12 protein-coding genes and 1 riboswitch are annotated in these 15,013 nt (G+C 72.4%); of the genes, 7 read left to right on the top strand and 5 right to left on the bottom strand.

What is annotated here, in order from left to right:
- Nucleotides 1-225 precede the first annotated feature (225 nt).
- Both JFN87_RS26615 and JFN87_RS26610 read right to left on the bottom strand, forming a co-directional pair.
- Nucleotides 226-684 carry an RpiB/LacA/LacB family sugar-phosphate isomerase gene (locus tag JFN87_RS26615; protein ID WP_209343908.1) on the bottom strand — a complete coding sequence of 153 codons (459 nt, stop codon included), beginning with the start codon at nucleotides 682-684 and terminating at the stop codon, nucleotides 226-228.
- On the bottom strand, nucleotides 684-1,637 hold the full coding sequence (locus JFN87_RS26610; protein WP_209343906.1) for a substrate-binding domain-containing protein: 954 nt from the start codon (nucleotides 1,635-1,637) through the stop codon (nucleotides 684-686). The genes JFN87_RS26615 and JFN87_RS26610 overlap by 1 nt, the downstream gene beginning before the upstream one ends.
- Nucleotides 1,638-1,778: 141 nt before the next feature.
- Between JFN87_RS26610 and JFN87_RS26605 the strand changes: the two genes are divergently transcribed.
- The 5 genes from JFN87_RS26605 (at nucleotide 1,779) to JFN87_RS26585 (ending at nucleotide 7,750) form a co-directional block, all read left to right on the top strand.
- Entirely contained in the window at nucleotides 1,779-2,897 is a 1,119-nt protein-coding gene (locus JFN87_RS26605) for a zinc-dependent alcohol dehydrogenase (RefSeq protein ID WP_030903024.1), read from the top strand.
- Nucleotides 2,894-3,637: a 4-carboxy-4-hydroxy-2-oxoadipate aldolase/oxaloacetate decarboxylase gene (locus JFN87_RS26600; RefSeq protein ID WP_209343904.1), complete on the top strand. Its 744-nt coding sequence runs from the start codon at nucleotides 2,894-2,896 to the stop codon at nucleotides 3,635-3,637. Before JFN87_RS26605 ends, JFN87_RS26600 begins: the two co-directional genes overlap by 4 nt.
- A complete protein-coding gene (locus JFN87_RS26595) occupies nucleotides 3,634-4,656 on the top strand; it encodes an amidohydrolase family protein (protein WP_209343902.1) in 1,023 nt (340 codons plus the stop codon). Before JFN87_RS26600 ends, JFN87_RS26595 begins: the two co-directional genes overlap by 4 nt.
- Before the next feature lie 8 nt (nucleotides 4,657-4,664).
- Nucleotides 4,665-5,660 carry a substrate-binding domain-containing protein gene (locus JFN87_RS26590; RefSeq protein WP_209343900.1) on the top strand — a complete coding sequence of 332 codons (996 nt, stop codon included), beginning with the start codon at nucleotides 4,665-4,667 and terminating at the stop codon, nucleotides 5,658-5,660.
- A 311-nt stretch (nucleotides 5,661-5,971) separates the two neighbouring features.
- Nucleotides 5,972-7,750, top strand: coding sequence for an LCP family protein (locus JFN87_RS26585; RefSeq protein WP_209343898.1), 1,779 nt, complete (start codon nucleotides 5,972-5,974; stop codon nucleotides 7,748-7,750).
- Between the two features lie 114 nt (nucleotides 7,751-7,864).
- Here the strand turns inward: JFN87_RS26585 and JFN87_RS26580 are convergent, their stop codons facing one another.
- Nucleotides 7,865-8,710 carry a LysM peptidoglycan-binding domain-containing protein gene (locus JFN87_RS26580; protein WP_209343896.1) on the bottom strand — a complete coding sequence of 282 codons (846 nt, stop codon included), beginning with the start codon at nucleotides 8,708-8,710 and terminating at the stop codon, nucleotides 7,865-7,867.
- Nucleotides 8,711-8,712: 2 nt separating this feature from the next.
- Nucleotides 8,713-8,894, bottom strand: a riboswitch (cyclic di-AMP (ydaO/yuaA leader).
- 465 nt (nucleotides 8,895-9,359) lie between these two features.
- Entirely contained in the window at nucleotides 9,360-10,952 is a 1,593-nt protein-coding gene (locus tag JFN87_RS26575) for a PucR family transcriptional regulator (protein WP_209343894.1), read from the bottom strand.
- Nucleotides 10,953-11,169: 217 nt separating this feature from the next.
- Between JFN87_RS26575 and speB the strand changes: the two genes are divergently transcribed.
- Entirely contained in the window at nucleotides 11,170-12,156 is a 987-nt protein-coding gene (gene speB, locus JFN87_RS26570) for an agmatinase (RefSeq protein ID WP_209343913.1), read from the top strand.
- Nucleotides 12,157-12,192: 36 nt separating this feature from the next.
- Here the strand turns inward: speB and JFN87_RS26565 are convergent, their stop codons facing one another.
- The gene (locus JFN87_RS26565) at nucleotides 12,193-13,668 is read right to left on the bottom strand and encodes a nucleobase:cation symporter-2 family protein (RefSeq protein WP_209343910.1); all 1,476 of its coding nucleotides are present in this window, start codon (nucleotides 13,666-13,668) and stop codon (nucleotides 12,193-12,195) included.
- A gap of 146 nt (nucleotides 13,669-13,814) precedes the next feature.
- Between JFN87_RS26565 and JFN87_RS26560 the strand changes: the two genes are divergently transcribed.
- The gene (locus tag JFN87_RS26560; protein ID WP_209343892.1) at nucleotides 13,815-14,786 is read left to right on the top strand and encodes a DUF1932 domain-containing protein; all 972 of its coding nucleotides are present in this window, start codon (nucleotides 13,815-13,817) and stop codon (nucleotides 14,784-14,786) included.
- Nucleotides 14,787-15,013 lie beyond the last annotated feature (227 nt).

Genomic DNA, 15,013 nt, shown 5'->3' with positions numbered 1-15,013 from the left:
ACTGCCCCGTCGGGCAACCGGGCCGCGCACGGCGGGTCTCGGGCTGCCGCCCTGCGCGGCTCGCGGGCGCAGCCCGGTTGCCGTTACGGTCCGGTGCTCGGCCGCGGGTGCGGGTGCGGGGCACAGCGCCAGCGCCTCCCGTCGGGCAGCCGCCCGGCGGCAACGGCGGGCGGGCGGGGCCGTCCCGCGTCGGTCAGGCGGGCGCCACGGCACCGCGCGGCGGCGTCAGGGTAGCGGGTCGCCGCGTTCCAGTGCTGCGATCTGCGCGACCCTGCGGGCGTGGACGCCGCCCTTGAACGGGGTCGTCAGCCAGGTCGCCACGACCTCCTCGGCCGCCCGCGGCGCGAGCGTCTTCGCGGCGAGCACCAGCACGTTCGCGTCGTTGTTGCCGCGCGAGATCCCCGCGCTCCACACGTCGTGGCACAGCCCCGCCCTGATCCCGTGGATCTTGTTGCAGGCCACCGTCTCCCCGAGCCCGCTGCCGCCCAGGACCAGGGCGCGGTCGGCGCGGCCCGCGACGACCTCGGCGCAGGCGTCCGCGCACAGCGCCGGGTAGTCGACGACGCTCGCCGCGTCGGGCGCGCCGCCGCGGTCGTCCACGGTGTGACCCTCGGCGGCGAGCCACTCCACGAGCCGCGCCCGCAGGGCGACGCCGTTGTGGTCGGCCGTGATGGCGATCCGCATCAGGCCGTCACGTCCAGCGTGGTCTCGGCGAAGACGTCCTCCAGCTTCACGGGCGCGCGCAGGATCCGCTGGTCGACGGCGTGCCGCACCAGCGTTTCGAGGACGGCGCGGTTGGGCTCGATGCCGTAGGGCAGCGGGTCCTCGCCGGTCGTCTCCAGCACGCGCGCGTACATGCGGTCCGTGGCCGTCGGCTCCGCGATCGCGCCGGCGCGCAGCCGGTCGACGTAGAGCGACTTGGCGCGGGCGAACGCGTCGAAGACCTCGAACCCGAACTCGGGGCGCTCGCGCAGGAGTTCGTCCTTGACCACCACGAGGTGGTTGATCGGGTAGAAGCCGCGCGAGCGCAGCGCCGCGTACCCGGCCCCGACCGGGTCGGGGATCAGCGGGACGATCGCGGGCGCGTCGGGCGCGGGCCCGATCGTCGCGGCGAGGTCGCCGTCGAGCAGCATCTGTTCGAGGCTCGCGCCGGCCGGCATCCGCACGACGTTCGACGGCGGCTCGTACGCGGCGACGTGCTCGTCGCCCGACAGCACCCAGGTGATGGCGGACAGGTCGACGCCGTACTCCTCCTGGAGCACCGCGCGCGCCCACACACCCGTGGTGACGGTGTAGCCCCTACTCACGCCGACCCGGTGGCCCTCCAGGTCCTTGGGGTGCCGGATGCCGGGCCACCGCGAGGGGTTGGCATGGATCGCGCCGTGGTGGAAGCCGCGCACCAGGAACGCGGGGACGGCGGTGAAGCGCGCGCCGTGCTCCTTGGCGACGAGGTACGTGGTGAGCGCCATCTCGGTGACGTCGAACTCGAGTCCGCGCACCATCCGGCGGAAGGCGTGCACGAGGACGGGCACCTCCTCGAACGCGAAGTCCCAGCCGGCCGGCGTCACCTCCCCGGTCTTGAGCGCCTCGTTGCCGCCCTGGGTGCGGGTCACTGCCGTCAGTCGGCGGTCGGCCATGTCGTCTGCTCGATTCTGTCGCGCGCGGACCTGTCGCACCCGAAAGGTAGCATGGTCAGTCCATAAGGCCATAGAGTGTGGGCGCACGCGGGCCATCGCACAACGGCCCCGGCGCACGCGTCCCCACGGTGAGGAGAGGTCATGGCAGAGCAGGTGTTGGCGGCGGTCAGGACGGGGCCCGGCACAACGGAGCTGCGCGAGTTCCCCATGCCGGACGTCCCGGCCGACGGCGCCCTGTTGAAGGTCGAGGTCGCCGGCATCTGCGGCACCGACGTGAAGATGTACGGCAAGCCCCCGTTCGCCGACCCGGTGATCATGGGTCACGAGAACGTCGGTGTGATCGCCAGGGCGGGACGCGAGTTCACCGAGCGCAAGGGGCTCGTCGAGGGCGACCGGATCTTCGTCGAGCACTACGTCGGCTGCATGCGGTGCGCCTGGTGCCACGCGGGCGAGTACCGCCACTGCGAGGGCACGGACTGGCGCACCAACCCCGACGCGCGGCGCTACGGGTACACGTCGGCGAACAACCCGTACCACCTGTGGGGCGGCTTCTCGCAGTACCTCTACCTGCCGTGGAACTCCGTGACACACCGCGTGCCGGACGGCGTCTCGGCCGAACTGGCCGGTCTCGTCACGCCGTTGTCGAACGGCATCGAGTGGGCACTGGTCACCGCGGGCGTCGGCTACGCGAGCACCGTGCTCATCCAGGGGCCCGGGCAGCAGGGCCTGTCGCAGGTCGTCGCCTGCAAGCAGGCCGGCGCCTCGCTGATCATCGTGACCGGCACGACGAAGGACGCCGCGCGCCTGTCGATGGCGCGTGCGCTGGGCGCCGACGCGGTGATCGACGTGCGCGAGGAGGACGCCCTCACGCGCGTGCGCGAACTCACCGGCGGGCGCGGCGTCGACGTGGTGCTCGACTGCACCGCGGGCGCCGGCACCGCGCCGGTGCTCCTCGGCGTCGACGCGCTCAAGCGCCGCGAGGGCACCATGGTCGTCCAGGGCGAGGTGGCGGCCTTCCCGGACTTCCCGCTGAAGAAGCTCACGGAGAAGTCGATCGCCATGAAGAGCGCGCGCGGCCACAGCTACCGCGCCTGCGAACTCGCCCTCGAACAGCTCGCGTCGGGCCGCTTCCCGCTGGAGCGGCTGGCCACGCACACCTTCGGCCTCGCCGACACCGACAAGGCCATCAGGACCGTCGGCGGCGAGAGCGGCGAGGACGCCGTGCACGTCTCCCTGCTGCCCTGGGCGGAGGCGGCATGAGCGGCCTCGTCGTACGGGACACACCGCGCGCCGACGAGGCGGCCGTGGACGCACTCGCCCGGTACGGCGTGGCGACGGTCCACGAGGCGCAGGGGCGCACCGGGCTGCTGTCCTCCGCGCTCAGGCCGGTCTTCGCGGGCGGCCACATCGCGGGCTCCGCCGTGACGGTGAGCGTGCCACCCGCGGACAACTGGATGCTGCACGTGGCCGTCGAGCAGTGCAGGCCGGGCGACGTCCTGGTGGTCTCCCCCACGTCGCCCTCCGATGCCGGGTACTTCGGCGAGCTGCTCGCCACGGCCGTGGCCGCGCGCGGTGTGCGCGGCCTGGTCATCGACGCCGGGTGCCGTGACGTGGCCGAGCTGACCGCGATGGGATTCCCGGTGTGGTCGCGCCACGTCTGCGCGTTCGGCACGGTGAAGGAGACGCTCGGCGACGTCGGGCTGCCGCTGGTGTGCGCCGGGCAGCGGATCGATCCGGGTGACGTGATCGTCGCGGACGACGACGGCGTCGTGGCCGTGCCGCGGCGCGACGCGGCCGAGGTGGCACAGGCCTGCCGGGCGCGCGAGGACAAGGAGGCGCGTTCGCGGGAGCGCTACGCACGCGGTGAACTGAGCCTGGACGTGGGGGCGATGAGGGAGCGCCTCGCCGCGAAGGGCCTCACGTACGCCGACCACGCCGACCACGCCGAGCCGGCGGACCCGTCGGGACGCGAGGACGGCCCGGGGGTGACGGCCAGGTGATCATCGACTGCCACGGCCACTACACGACCGCGCCGCCCCAGCTGGCGGCCTTCCGTGAAGCGCAGCTGGCGCGCCTGGACGAGCCGGGCCGGGCGGCCCCCGCGATGGCGCCCGTCACGGACGACGCGCTGCGCGAGTCGGTGGTGAACCACCAGCTGAAGGTGTTGCGGGAGCGCGGCGGCGACCTGATGCTGTTCTCGCCCAAGGCCTCGGGCATGGAGCACCACGTCACCGACCCGGAGACGGCGCGCGCGTGGGCCGAGGCGAGCAACGACCTCGTCCACCGGGTGTCGCTGCTGTTCCCCGAGCACTTCGCCGCCGTGTGCCAGCTCCCGCAGACACCGAACGGGCCGCTCGACGGTGTGATCGCCGAACTGCGGCGCTGCGTCGGGGAGCTGGGGTTCGTCGGCTGCAACCTCAACCCCGACCCGTCGGGCGGGCACTGGACGTCGCCGCCGCTGACCGACCCGTACTGGTTCCCGCTGTACGAGGTGATGGAGGACCTCGGGGTGCCGGCGATGGTGCACGTCTCGTCGTCCTGCAACCCCGCGTTCCACACGCTCGGCGCGCACTACCTCAACGCCGACACGTCGGTGTTCATGCAACTCGTCCAGGCCGACCTGTTCGGCCGCTTCCCCGGGCTGCGCTTCGTCGTCCCGCACGGCGGCGGGGCCGTCCCGTACCACTGGGGCCGCTACCGCGGCCTCGCGATGCGGATGGGGCGCCCGGACCCGGCGGAGCACCTCAGGAACAACGTCTTCTTCGACACGTGCGTCTACCACCAGCCCGGTGTGGACCTGCTGACCCAGGTCGTCGACGCCGGGAACATCCTGTTCGCGTCGGAGATGCTGGGCGCCGTGCGGGGCGTCGACCCGGCGACCGGGATCGCGTGGGACGACACCAAGGGGTACGTGGACGGCGCCGGCCTCACCGCCGAGCAGCTCGCCATGGTCTACGAGACGAACGCGCGCCGCGTCTATCCCCGGCTCGACGCGCTCCTCACGGCACAGGGAAGGTGATCGGGCGCATGTCACGCCTGCGACTGACGATGGCCTGCGGCGACTACGACCGCACCCGCGCCCTCCAGGAGGGCACCATCAGGCCGGACGGCATCGACCTCAACTACCTGCGGCTGCCGGTGGAGGAGACGTTCTTCCGGATGATGCGCCACCAGGAGTTCGAGGTGGCGGAGCTGTCGTTGTCCTCGTACGTCCTCTCGCTGCGGCAGGACCCGTCGCCGTTCGTGGCGCTCCCGGTGTACACGTCGCGGATGTTCCGGCACGGCGCGCTGTACTGCAACGCGGGATCGGGCATCGAGCGCCCCGAGGACCTGCGGGGCAAGGTGGTCGGCAGCCCCGAGTACCAGCTGACGGCGAACGTGTGGATGCGCGGCATCCTCTCCGACCGCCACGGCGTGCCCTTCGACTCGGTCACGTACCGCACCGGCGGCCAGGAGAGCGCCGGGCGGGTGGAGAAGGCGAAGGTCCCGCTGCCCGGCTCGCTGCGGATCAGCCCGATCGCGGGCGACGCGACCTTGTCCTCGATGCTGGCGAGCGGCGAGATCGACGCGCTGTGCACCCCGCGCATCCCCAGCCCCTTCGTGGCCGGCGACCCGCGCGTGCGGCGGGTGTTCCCCGACTTCATGGCGGCGGAGAAGGAGTACTACGCCGACACCGGCATCTTCCCGATCATGCACGTGGTCGCCGTGCGGCGCGACGTGTACGAGGCGAACCGCTGGGTCGCGCAGTCGCTCTACAAGGCGCTGCTCGCGGCGAAGGATGAGGCGTACGCGGGCCTGTACGACACGTCGGCGCTGCGCTTCACCCTGCCCTGGCTGACCTCGCAGTTCGAGGAGGCGAGGACGCTGCTCGGCGAGGACTACTGGGCGTACGGCCTCGGGGGCGCCAACCACACGGCGCTGTCGACGTTCCTGCGCTACCACCACGAGCAGGGGCTCTCCGACCGGCTGCGCACGCCGGAGGAGCTGTTCGCGCCCGAGGCGACCGAGGCGGCGGTGATCTGACCGTCGGCCGAGGCGTCCGAGAGGGCCCCGGGCCCCTCCGACGTGGACCTCCACAGATTGACGTGCGAGGGTGTGGGCGGTCCCCGGCGCGGCCGGGCCGCTGGTGTACCCGTCGCAGTCGGAGGTGGCGTCGCATGCTCGCAAACGGTCCGGGACCCGCGGGCGTGACGAAGCTCCCGCACGCCGCCCGCAACCTTCGCGCGCCACTGTGCATCCTGCAGAGTGCGGCCCGTGCTGCGACGACGACCCGCGACATCGCGCGCGGGCCGTCCGCACTCGGCCACGACCACTGACGGACAGGGAGCGCGCAGATGAAGGACCCGGGGGACGCAGAGCCTTCCCGGCAGGCGACGCGGCATCGTCCCCCGGGCCCGCCGCGCCAGCGGACGTCGAGGGACGGCACGGCGCGTCCGCCCTCGGCGGGCACCGGCCAGGAGCCGCCCGGCGGCGGCAGGGCGGCGGCCCGCAAGGCCGCTCGCGCGGGTGACCGCGGCCGCAAGCGCCGTCGCGCGAGGCCGCCGTCGCGGCGCAAGCGCGTCCTGCGGATCGTGCTCGGCGTGATCTCCGCGCTGGTGCTGATCACCGCGGGCGGCGGCGCCTACCTGTACGAGCACCTCAGCGGCAACATCAAGAGCGTCGCCATCGGTGGCGGCGGCAAGGAGAAGGCCGACTCGTTCGGCAGGACCCCGATCAACGTGCTCGTGATCGGCTCCGACGGCAGGAACTCCAAGGACGACTGCAAGCTCGGCGGCGGCTGCGGGTCGAGCGACTCGACGGCGGGACACAACGCCGACGTCGAGATGGTGGTGCACATCTCGGCGGACCGCTCCAACGCCACCGCCATGAGCATCCCCCGCGACACGATGACGCGGATCCCCGCCTGCCAGGGGACGAACGGCGCCCCCTCGACACCGGGCTACGAGGGGCAGATCAACAGCGCCCTGCAGTACGGGCCCGCCTGCCAGGTCAAGACCGTGCGGCAGCTCACGGGCATCACCATCGACCACTTCGTCATGCTCGACTTCGCGGGAGTCGTGAAGATGTCGGACGCGGTGGGCGGTGTGTCGGTGTGTGTGTCGGACAACGTCTACGACACCTACTCGCACCTCAAGCTCTCCAAGGGGCAGCACACACTCAAGGGCGATGCGGCGCTCGAGTTCGTCAGGACGCGGCACGGCCTCGGCGACGGCAGCGACCTCAGCCGCACGTACGCGCAGCACATCTTCCTCAGCGCCATGATCCGCAAGCTCAAGAGCGCCGGCACACTCAGCGATCCCACCAAGGTCTACGCGCTGGCCGACACGGCCACCAAGGCGATGACCGTGGACACCGGTCTCGGCAGCATCGCGAAGCTGATCGGCCTGGCCGACGACCTGAACAAGGTCCCGCCGAAGCGGATCACGTTCACCACGATGCAGACGGGCACGTCCCCGACGAACGCGAACCGGGTGATTCCCGCGCCGAGCGCGTCCGCGCTGTTCGCGGCGATCGCCAACGACAAGCCGCTGACGTCGCCCGACGGGAAGAAGACGTCCGCGGGCGAGAAGACGGGGGCGTCGAAGTCGCCGGCCTCCGGCGGCTCGGGCAGCAGCCCCTCGCCGTCCGCCACGGTCGCACCCTCCGACGTCACCGTGAGCGTGGACAACGGCACCAGCACCTCGGGGCGGGCCGCGGCGGTCGGCGCCGCGCTCACCGCCAAGGGGTTCGGCCACGGCACCTACGGCAACGCGAGCACCCCGCAGGCCAAGACCGAGCTCGCCTACGGACCGGGGCAGAAGGCGCAGGCCCAGACCGTGGCGGACGCGCTCGGCCTGCCGTCCTCGCGCCTGTCGTCCACCGGCACGCCCGGCGTCGTGCTCACCATCGGCGCGGACTGGACGAGCGGTACGTCCTTCCCCGGCGGGTCCGGTTCCGGCGGCGCGAAGGCGGACACGCACGCGGCCGTCTCCGGGGCGCACGTCGAGCACGCGGACGACTCGACGTCGTGCGCGAAGGTCAGCAAGTACAAGACCGTCGAGATCAACGGCGTACCGATGACGCCATCTCAGGCATACGCGGCATCCCCGAACAAAAAGGACTCGGCGCCCTGATCAGGACGGGCTGAGCCGTCCCGGTCAGGGCGCCGAGGAGGGGCGCCGTGCCACCTGTGCGGCGCGCGCGGCATCCGCCGATGCCGCGCGACGCCACCGGGTGGCGCGTGCCGTCTAGTACGGGCCGTTCACGTTGTCGATCGAGCCGTACATGGCGGCGGCGTAGTTGCACGCCGCGGTGATGTTCGCGACCGGGTCGTACGGGTCCATCGAGGTGCCGGCCACGTGGTACGTGTTGAACGTGGGGTCGATCACCTGGAGGAGGCCCTTGGACGGGGTGCCCTGCGCGGCGTTGGAGTCCCAGTTGTTGATCGCCTGGGGGTTGCCGGACGACTCCCGCATGATGTTGCGGTAGATGCCGTTGTAGCTGCCGGGGATGCCGTGCTGGGCCATGATGTCCAGCGACTGCTTGATCCAGCCGTCCAGGTTGTCCGAGTACGTCGTGGTGGACGCCTGCTTGGTGGATGTCTGCGCGGCGGGCGCCTTGGCGACCGGGGCGGAGTCCGCGGTGTTCTGGGCCTTCAGGGTCGTGGCCTTGTGCTCGGAGCCGGAGCCCGTCGCCTTGTGCGCCGACGTCTGGGCGGCACCGCCGTGCAGCGTGAGCTTGAGACCGGGGTGGATCAGGTTCGGGTTGCCGCCGACGGCGTCCCGGTTGACCTGGTACAGCTTCTTCCAGCCGCCGGACAGCGAGTGCGAGGTCGCGATCTTGTAGAGCGAGTCGCCGCTGACGACGGTGTACGGGGCGGCGGCCTTCTTGGCGGCCGCCTTGACCGCGGCGGGCGCCTTGGGCGCCTGGTGCACGGCCGCTTCGTGGCTCACCGACTGCGCGACGGGCGCGGCGCTGGCGCCGGTGGCGGTCAGCAGCGGGACGGCGAACACGGCGCTTCCCACACCTGCCGCCATCAGTCCGCGGGACAGCGGTCGGGGCATGGGACGGCGGTGAATGGCCTTTTTGGGCATGCTGAATTCCTCTCCGTCGCCTGCGAGGTGAGCTGTCGGGTTCGGGCTGGAGATGCCCGGCCGCACGAATGCGGCTTCACCCCTAGCCGATCCGCGTTCGCGGCTCGGCGGCTTACCTGGGTCCCCCGCTCCTGCCGAATGGATGAATGGTTGAGGTATCCGGACAGCGGCAGGATTCGGCGGTCTGTCCGGAATGACGAGAACGTAAGCGAAGACCTCGCGGCGAAACAAGTTGTGAATTCGCTCAGCCATGCTCCGGGCACTCAAAGCCAGGGACGAGGCGATCACCGGATTGCCTTACGGAATCCCAACACGCCGCACACAAGCCCCACATGGCCGGGCTACAGGAAGCGGCAAGACGCCGGGCAGGTGACACATATCACCGATTGGGCACTCAACTGGCCCTCACAACACGCGCCAGACACCTACAAGTTACCCGAACACCCCAGAAGACCCCTTAGGTACTAATAGGACAAACATGGCCATATGGCGGCACCTGCCCGTCTCATAGGGAACGCACAGTTTGAAGGCCGGTCAGCAAAGCGGAACCTGCATCGCACGGCATAGCCAATCAATTCTGACGCGCCATCAAAAGGACGGGGAAAAGATGATCGCCGCCACAAGGAAGATGCCGTCATCGAATACCGCGTCAGGAATGCGGCGGGCCGGGCCACCATCCAAGTGCGAGGAGGAGTTCGGCCCGTACGGTCGCGTCCGAAAGGTCGGCGCCGAGCAATTGCTCCGCGCGCCGTACGCGGTGGCGGACGCTGTTGCGGTGCAGTCCCGTGAGTTGGGCGGTACGGTCCCAGCCGCCGTGGCAGGACAGCCAAACGCGCAGCACCTCGGCCAGTTCGGCGCCGCCGCGCCCTTCCGGGTCGTCGAGCAGTGGGCGCAGCGTCCGCCGCGCCCACTCCCCCGCGAGCGCCGGATCGAGCGCCCCCGCGATGCCGAGGCCGTCCTCCCCCGCCACGAGCGGGGTGCCGGACGCGGCTGCCTGCCGCAGCAGCAGCCCGGCTTCCCGGTCGGCCGCGGGGAGTTGGCCGGGGCTCACGGGCCTGCTGAGCACGGCGAGCCAGTCGCCGCGTTCGCGGAGCCGGTCGAGTTCCGGCCGCCCCATGGCGGCGGGAACGACCCCGCGCAGGGTGTTCGTACGCACGTCGACGAGCGGGCCCGGAGGGCGGGCCTCCGCGGCGGCTCCGGGCGGGCGCCTGGCGTGCAGCACCCTTGCCCGCGGGGGCTCTTCGCCGCCGGAACCGCCGGTGCCGCTCTCCGAACCGCCGGCTTCCGGCTCCGTCCCGGCCAGCAGTTCGCCGAGCAGTTCCCGGGCGCGCCCCCGCTCCGCCGGGTCGTCGCCGAGCAGCAACAGGGCCGCGAGCGCGCCCTGTTGGTCCACGCTCCGCTCGCCTCGGGCGAGTAGCCCGAGCAGCCCCACCGCCACGGCGACCGCGCCACGCCGGGCGGCCACCGGCGGCCGTGCGCCGCCGAGCAGCAGCACGCGCACCGCGGCGCCCGCCGCCTCCACGGGGTGGAGCGCGATCCGTCCGCCTTCCGTGTGGTCGACGGCGCTGCGCGGACCGTCCCCACGGGCGAGCCGCACGGCCAGCTCACGGACCGCGTCGCCGGGCTCGGGGGCGCTGGACGTGGTCGCGAGGGTGCGGCCGTCCGCGTCGAGGAGCGCGGCCCAGCCGCCGACGGCGCGTGCCGTCGCCTCCAGGACGGCGGGCACCGGCGCGTCCCTGTGCAGCGCGGCCCCCGTGATCGCGGCCTGGGCCTCGGCGAGCGCGAGCAGCTGTTCGGTGTGGCGCCGCTGGAGCGCGGCGGCGACGGTACGGGCGACCCGGTGGAAGGGCGTGGCCTCCGGCACCGTGAGCAGCGGCAGTCCCCGCTCCTCGCAGGCGGCCGCGAGCGCGCCGGACACCGAGCGGTGCACGGGCGCGAGTCCGAGCCCGAGCGCCGCGACACCGGCGGAGACCAGCTCGTCGACGTAGGGGCGAGGGTCGGCGGGCAGCGCCAGCCCGGCGGTGAGCAGCAGCTCACCGCCCAGCAGGTAGGGGCCGGGATCGGGCAGCTCGCTCACGTGCGCCCAGCTGACACGCCTGGTCAGCAGCGCCTGTGAGGTGACGGACACGAGTCCGAGCGTGGGGTCGTCGACGAGGGTGCGCAGCGCGAGGGACGGAATGGCGTCGGGGCCGTCCTCGTCCGTGGCCGGGGCCTGGGGTTCCTCGGGTGGTACGGCGTCCATGGGCAGGCTCCGGCCGGCGAGGGGAAGACACGGCGGTGCATGTCTGGGCCGATTCATCCTATGCATGCCGCAGTCCAGGATGATTCATCCCGTGACCGCGCCCGGTGTCCTGCCTAGGCTGCTCGGCGGCGGCCCCCGCGGGGCCGCGTCCCGCCACCCCCGTACGGAAGAGGCCCGTCCCGTGTCCCCTGCCGACCCGCGCCCCGCCGCCGACCCGATGACCTCATCCGGGGAGGCGGCCGGCACCCGTCCGCGCTCCGCACCCGTCGGCCCCGTCGACAGCTCCGTCGTGCCCCGCTACGCCGGCATCGCCACGTTCGCGCGGCTGCCGCGGCTCGACGAGGTCGGCCGGGCCGACGTCGCGGTGGTCGGCATCCCCTTCGACAGCGGTGTCTCCTACCGGCCGGGCGCCAGGTTCGCCCCGGCGGCCGTCCGCGAGGCGAGCCGCCTGCTGCGGCCGTACCACCCGGCGCTCGACGTGTCCCCCTTCGCCGCGGTGCAGGTCGCGGACGCGGGTGACATCGCGGTCAACCCGTTCGACATCGGCCAGGCGGTCGCCACGGTCGAGCAGGAGGTGGGTGAGCTGGCGGCGACGGGTGCCTCGGTGGTGACGGTCGGCGGCGACCACACGCTGTCGCTGCCGCTGCTGCGTGCGGCCGCCCGGCTGCACGGCCCGGTCGCGCTGCTGCACTTCGACGCCCATCTGGACACCTGGGACACGTACTTCGGGGAGCCGTACACGCACGGCACCCCGTTCCGCAGGGCCGTGGAGGAGGGGCTGCTCGACACGGAGGCGCTCAGCCACATCGGCACCCGCGGTCCTCTGTACGGCAAGGCCGACCTGGATGAGGACCAGCGCCTCGGTTTCGGCATCGTGACCGCGGCCGACGTGATGCGCCGTGGCGTGGACGAGATCGTGGAGCAGGTGCGTGAGCGGATCGGGGACCGTCCGCTGTACGTCTCCGTCGACATCGACGTGCTCGACCCGGCGCACGCGCCGGGCACGGGCACGCCCGAGGCGGGCGGCCTCACCTCGCGCGAACTGCTGGAGATCCTGCGGGGCTTGAACGGCACGCGCATCGTCGGCGCCGACGTGGTGGAGGTGGCGCCCGCGTACGACCACGCGGACATCACCTCCGTCGCCGCGTCCCACGTGGCGTACGACCTGGTCAGCCTGCTCGCTCTGCGGCGCGCCGCGTCCTGACGCGCCCGCGGGCCGGCGTGCCCGCCGGCCCGCCGGTCAGGTCGCCCCGCCCGGCGCGCTCACCTGCGTCCGCGGCGCGGGTATCTCCGTTGCCGGGATCTCCGCCGCCGGTTCCATCGCCGCGGCCACCGTCTCGACGCGTGCGCGTTTGCCGGTGTGGTGGAACAGCAGGTTGAGCAGTACCGCCATGACGCACCCCGTGGAGATGCCGGAGTCCAGGACGATCCTCGCCCGGTCCGGGAAGGCGTGGTAGAAGTCGGGCGCGGCGATGGGTATCAGCCCGACGGCCAGCGACACGGCGACGATCATCACGTTGTTGTCCTTGGACAGGTTCGCCTTGGTGAGCGTCTGGACGCCGCTGGCCGCCACGGAGCCGAACAGGACGACGCCCGCGCCGCCGAGCACCGGCCGCGGTACGACGGCGATCAGCGACGCGGCCATCGGGCACAGGCCCATCAACACGAGGAAGCCGCCGCCCACCGCCACCACGAAGCGGCTGCGGATCCTCGTCATCGCGACGAGGCCGATGTTCTGCGCGAACGCGCTGCACATGAACCCGTTGAACAGCGGGCTCAGCGCCGATCCCAGGGTGTCGGCGCGCAGGCCGGCCGCGATGGTGCGCTCGTCCGCGGGGCGTTCCACTATCTCCCCGAGCGCCAGCATGTCGGCCGTCGACTCCGTCAGGCACACCAGCATCACGATGCACATGGAGACGATCGGGGCCACCCCGAACTGCGGCGCGCCGAAGTGGAAGGGCGTGGGGAAGCCGACGACATCGGCGTGCACGACGGGACCGAAGTCCGTCGCGCCGAACGGGATGGCGACGAGCGTGCCCGCGACCATGCCGAGCAGGACCGCGATCTGCTTGACGAACCCGCCGGTGAAGCGGCGCAGGACCAGGATGATGACGAGCGTGACCCCGGCCAGGGCGAGATTCCCGAGGGAGCCGTAGTCCTTGGCGCCCGCGTCGGGCCCCTGCATCCACTCGAAGGCGACGGGCAGCAGCGAGACGCCTATCAGCGTGATCACCGTGCCGGTGACGACCGGCGGGAAGAACCGCACCATGCGGGAGAAGTACGGCGCGGCGATGTAACCCAGCAGTCCCGCGACGATCACGGCGCCGAATATCACCGGGAGCGCGTCGTGCTTGTCCTTCGTCGACTGCACGACCGCGAGCATGGGGGCCACACCGCCGAACGTCACCCCGTTCACGAACGGCAGCCTGCACCCGATCTTCCAGACGCCGAGCGTCTGGAGGAACGTGGCGAGGCCAGCGGTGAACAGGCAGGCGCCGGTGAGGAAGGTGAGGTCCTTGGCCGAGAGGCCGATGGCCGCCCCGACGATCAGCGGCGGCGCGACGACGCCCGCGTACATGGCCGCGACATGCTGGAGACCGGTGGCCGCCATCCGCAGCGGCGGCAGTCTCTCGTCGACGGGGTGCGGGGCGGCCGGCTCCCCGGTCCTCCCTGTCGGCGCGTCACCTGTGGTGCTCAACCTGCTGAACCCGGGCATCTTTGCCACTGCGGCTCCTCCGTTCGTCCTCCAGCGTCGGCCGTGGCCGCACACTTTCGCTCCAGGGAGGTGGTACGAGAACTACTCGATAAATTCCGCTATTTCCGCATTATGAAATTATCGTTCTGTCATGCGGAATGAATGTAATGTGCGCCGTTGGGGCGGTCAAGGGATCGGACACCACCGTGATCAGGACGCACCCCAGCGCGCGCGACGGCTGGTGGACAATGGCGGAACACCCCGACGAGGAGGCCGCGATGGGCGAGGACGGACAGGCCGGGGCGGGGTGGCGCGGTGAGCGGCCGGTGGTCGGCGTCCTGCACCCCGGCGCGATGGGCGCCGCACTCGGGGCCGCGCTCAAGGCATCGTCGGGCGAGGTGCTCTGGGCCGCGGCCGGTCGCTCGGACGCCACGGCGAAACGCGCGGAACTCGCCGACCTCGTCGCCGTGCCGGACATCGCGGCGCTGGCACGCCGCTGCGACCTGATCGTCTCGATCTGCCCGCCTCACGCGGCGTTCGACACGGCCGCGCGGGTGGCGGACGCGCTGGCGGACGGTGCGGCGAGCGCACGCCCTCCCCTGTACGTGGACGCCAACGCGGTCTCCCCCGCGACCGTCCGGCGGATCGCCGGTCTGTTCGGTCCCGGCCGTGTGGTGGACGGCGCGGTGATCGGGCCTCCCGCGTGGGAGCCGGGACGGAGCGTGCTGTGGCTCTCGGGGCAGCACGCCGAGGCGGTGGCGGCCCTGTTCGGCGGCACGCCGTTCGCCGCGAGGACGCTGGGCGCTGAACCGGGGCGCGCCTCGGCGCTCAAGGCGTGCTTCGCGTTGCAGAGCAAGGCGCTGCCGACCATCTGGGCGCTGATGGAGCGTGCGGCCCGGAGCGCCGGGGTGGACGCGGAGTTGCGTGCCGAACTGGCGAGGAACGGCCTCGACCTCGACGAGCGGCTCTCGGCGCTGTCGGCGAAGGCCGGCACCACGGCCTGGCGCTGGGCCGGCGAGATGGACGAGGCGGCGGAGGCGATGGCCGAACTCGGGGTGCCGGACGGCTTCTCACGCGCGGCGGCCGAGGTCTACCGCGGGATGCGGGAGGGACCCGCGGGGCACCGGCCGCCCGGCTGAGCCCGCTGGCGGCCGCCCGCCTGAGGCCGGTAGCGGCGAGGACACGCCTGAGGCACGGTGGCGGCCGCACGCCCAGGGCACAGTGGCGGCCGCACGCCTGAGGCCGGTGGCGGCCGCACGCCCGGGACACGGTGGCGGCCACACGGCTGAGGCCGGTGGGCGGCCGCTCGCTCAGGGCACGGTGGCGGCCACACGCCCGGGACACGGTGGCGGCCACACGGCTGAGG

The sequence above is a fragment of the Streptomyces montanisoli genome, assembly GCF_017813245.1.
Taxonomy (GTDB): domain Bacteria; phylum Actinomycetota; class Actinomycetes; order Streptomycetales; family Streptomycetaceae; genus Streptomyces; species Streptomyces montanisoli.
The sequence above is the reverse complement of the archived record's forward strand: the minus strand, read 5'-3'. Positions and strand labels throughout refer to the sequence as shown.

What these genes read in the sequence shown, in the direction of transcription:
- JFN87_RS26615 (WP_209343908.1), bottom strand. Translation starts at nt 684, where the DNA reads ATGCGGATCGCCATCACGGCCGACCACAACGGCGTCGCCCTGCGGGCG.
- JFN87_RS26590 (WP_209343900.1), top strand. Translation starts at nt 4,665, where the DNA reads ATGTCACGCCTGCGACTGACGATGGCCTGCGGCGACTACGACCGCACC.
- JFN87_RS26605 (WP_030903024.1), top strand. Translation starts at nt 1,779, where the DNA reads ATGGCAGAGCAGGTGTTGGCGGCGGTCAGGACGGGGCCCGGCACAACG.
- JFN87_RS26580 (WP_209343896.1), bottom strand. Translation starts at nt 8,710, where the DNA reads ATGCCCAAAAAGGCCATTCACCGCCGTCCCATGCCCCGACCGCTGTCC.
- JFN87_RS26600 (WP_209343904.1), top strand. Translation starts at nt 2,894, where the DNA reads ATGAGCGGCCTCGTCGTACGGGACACACCGCGCGCCGACGAGGCGGCC.
- JFN87_RS26585 (WP_209343898.1), top strand. Translation starts at nt 5,972, where the DNA reads ATGAAGGACCCGGGGGACGCAGAGCCTTCCCGGCAGGCGACGCGGCAT.
- JFN87_RS26575 (WP_209343894.1), bottom strand. Translation starts at nt 10,952, where the DNA reads ATGGACGCCGTACCACCCGAGGAACCCCAGGCCCCGGCCACGGACGAG.
- JFN87_RS26610 (WP_209343906.1), bottom strand. Translation starts at nt 1,637, where the DNA reads ATGGCCGACCGCCGACTGACGGCAGTGACCCGCACCCAGGGCGGCAAC.
- speB (WP_209343913.1), top strand. Translation starts at nt 11,170, where the DNA reads ATGACCTCATCCGGGGAGGCGGCCGGCACCCGTCCGCGCTCCGCACCC.
- JFN87_RS26560 (WP_209343892.1), top strand. Translation starts at nt 13,815, where the DNA reads ATGTGCGCCGTTGGGGCGGTCAAGGGATCGGACACCACCGTGATCAGG.
- JFN87_RS26565 (WP_209343910.1), bottom strand. Translation starts at nt 13,668, where the DNA reads ATGCCCGGGTTCAGCAGGTTGAGCACCACAGGTGACGCGCCGACAGGG.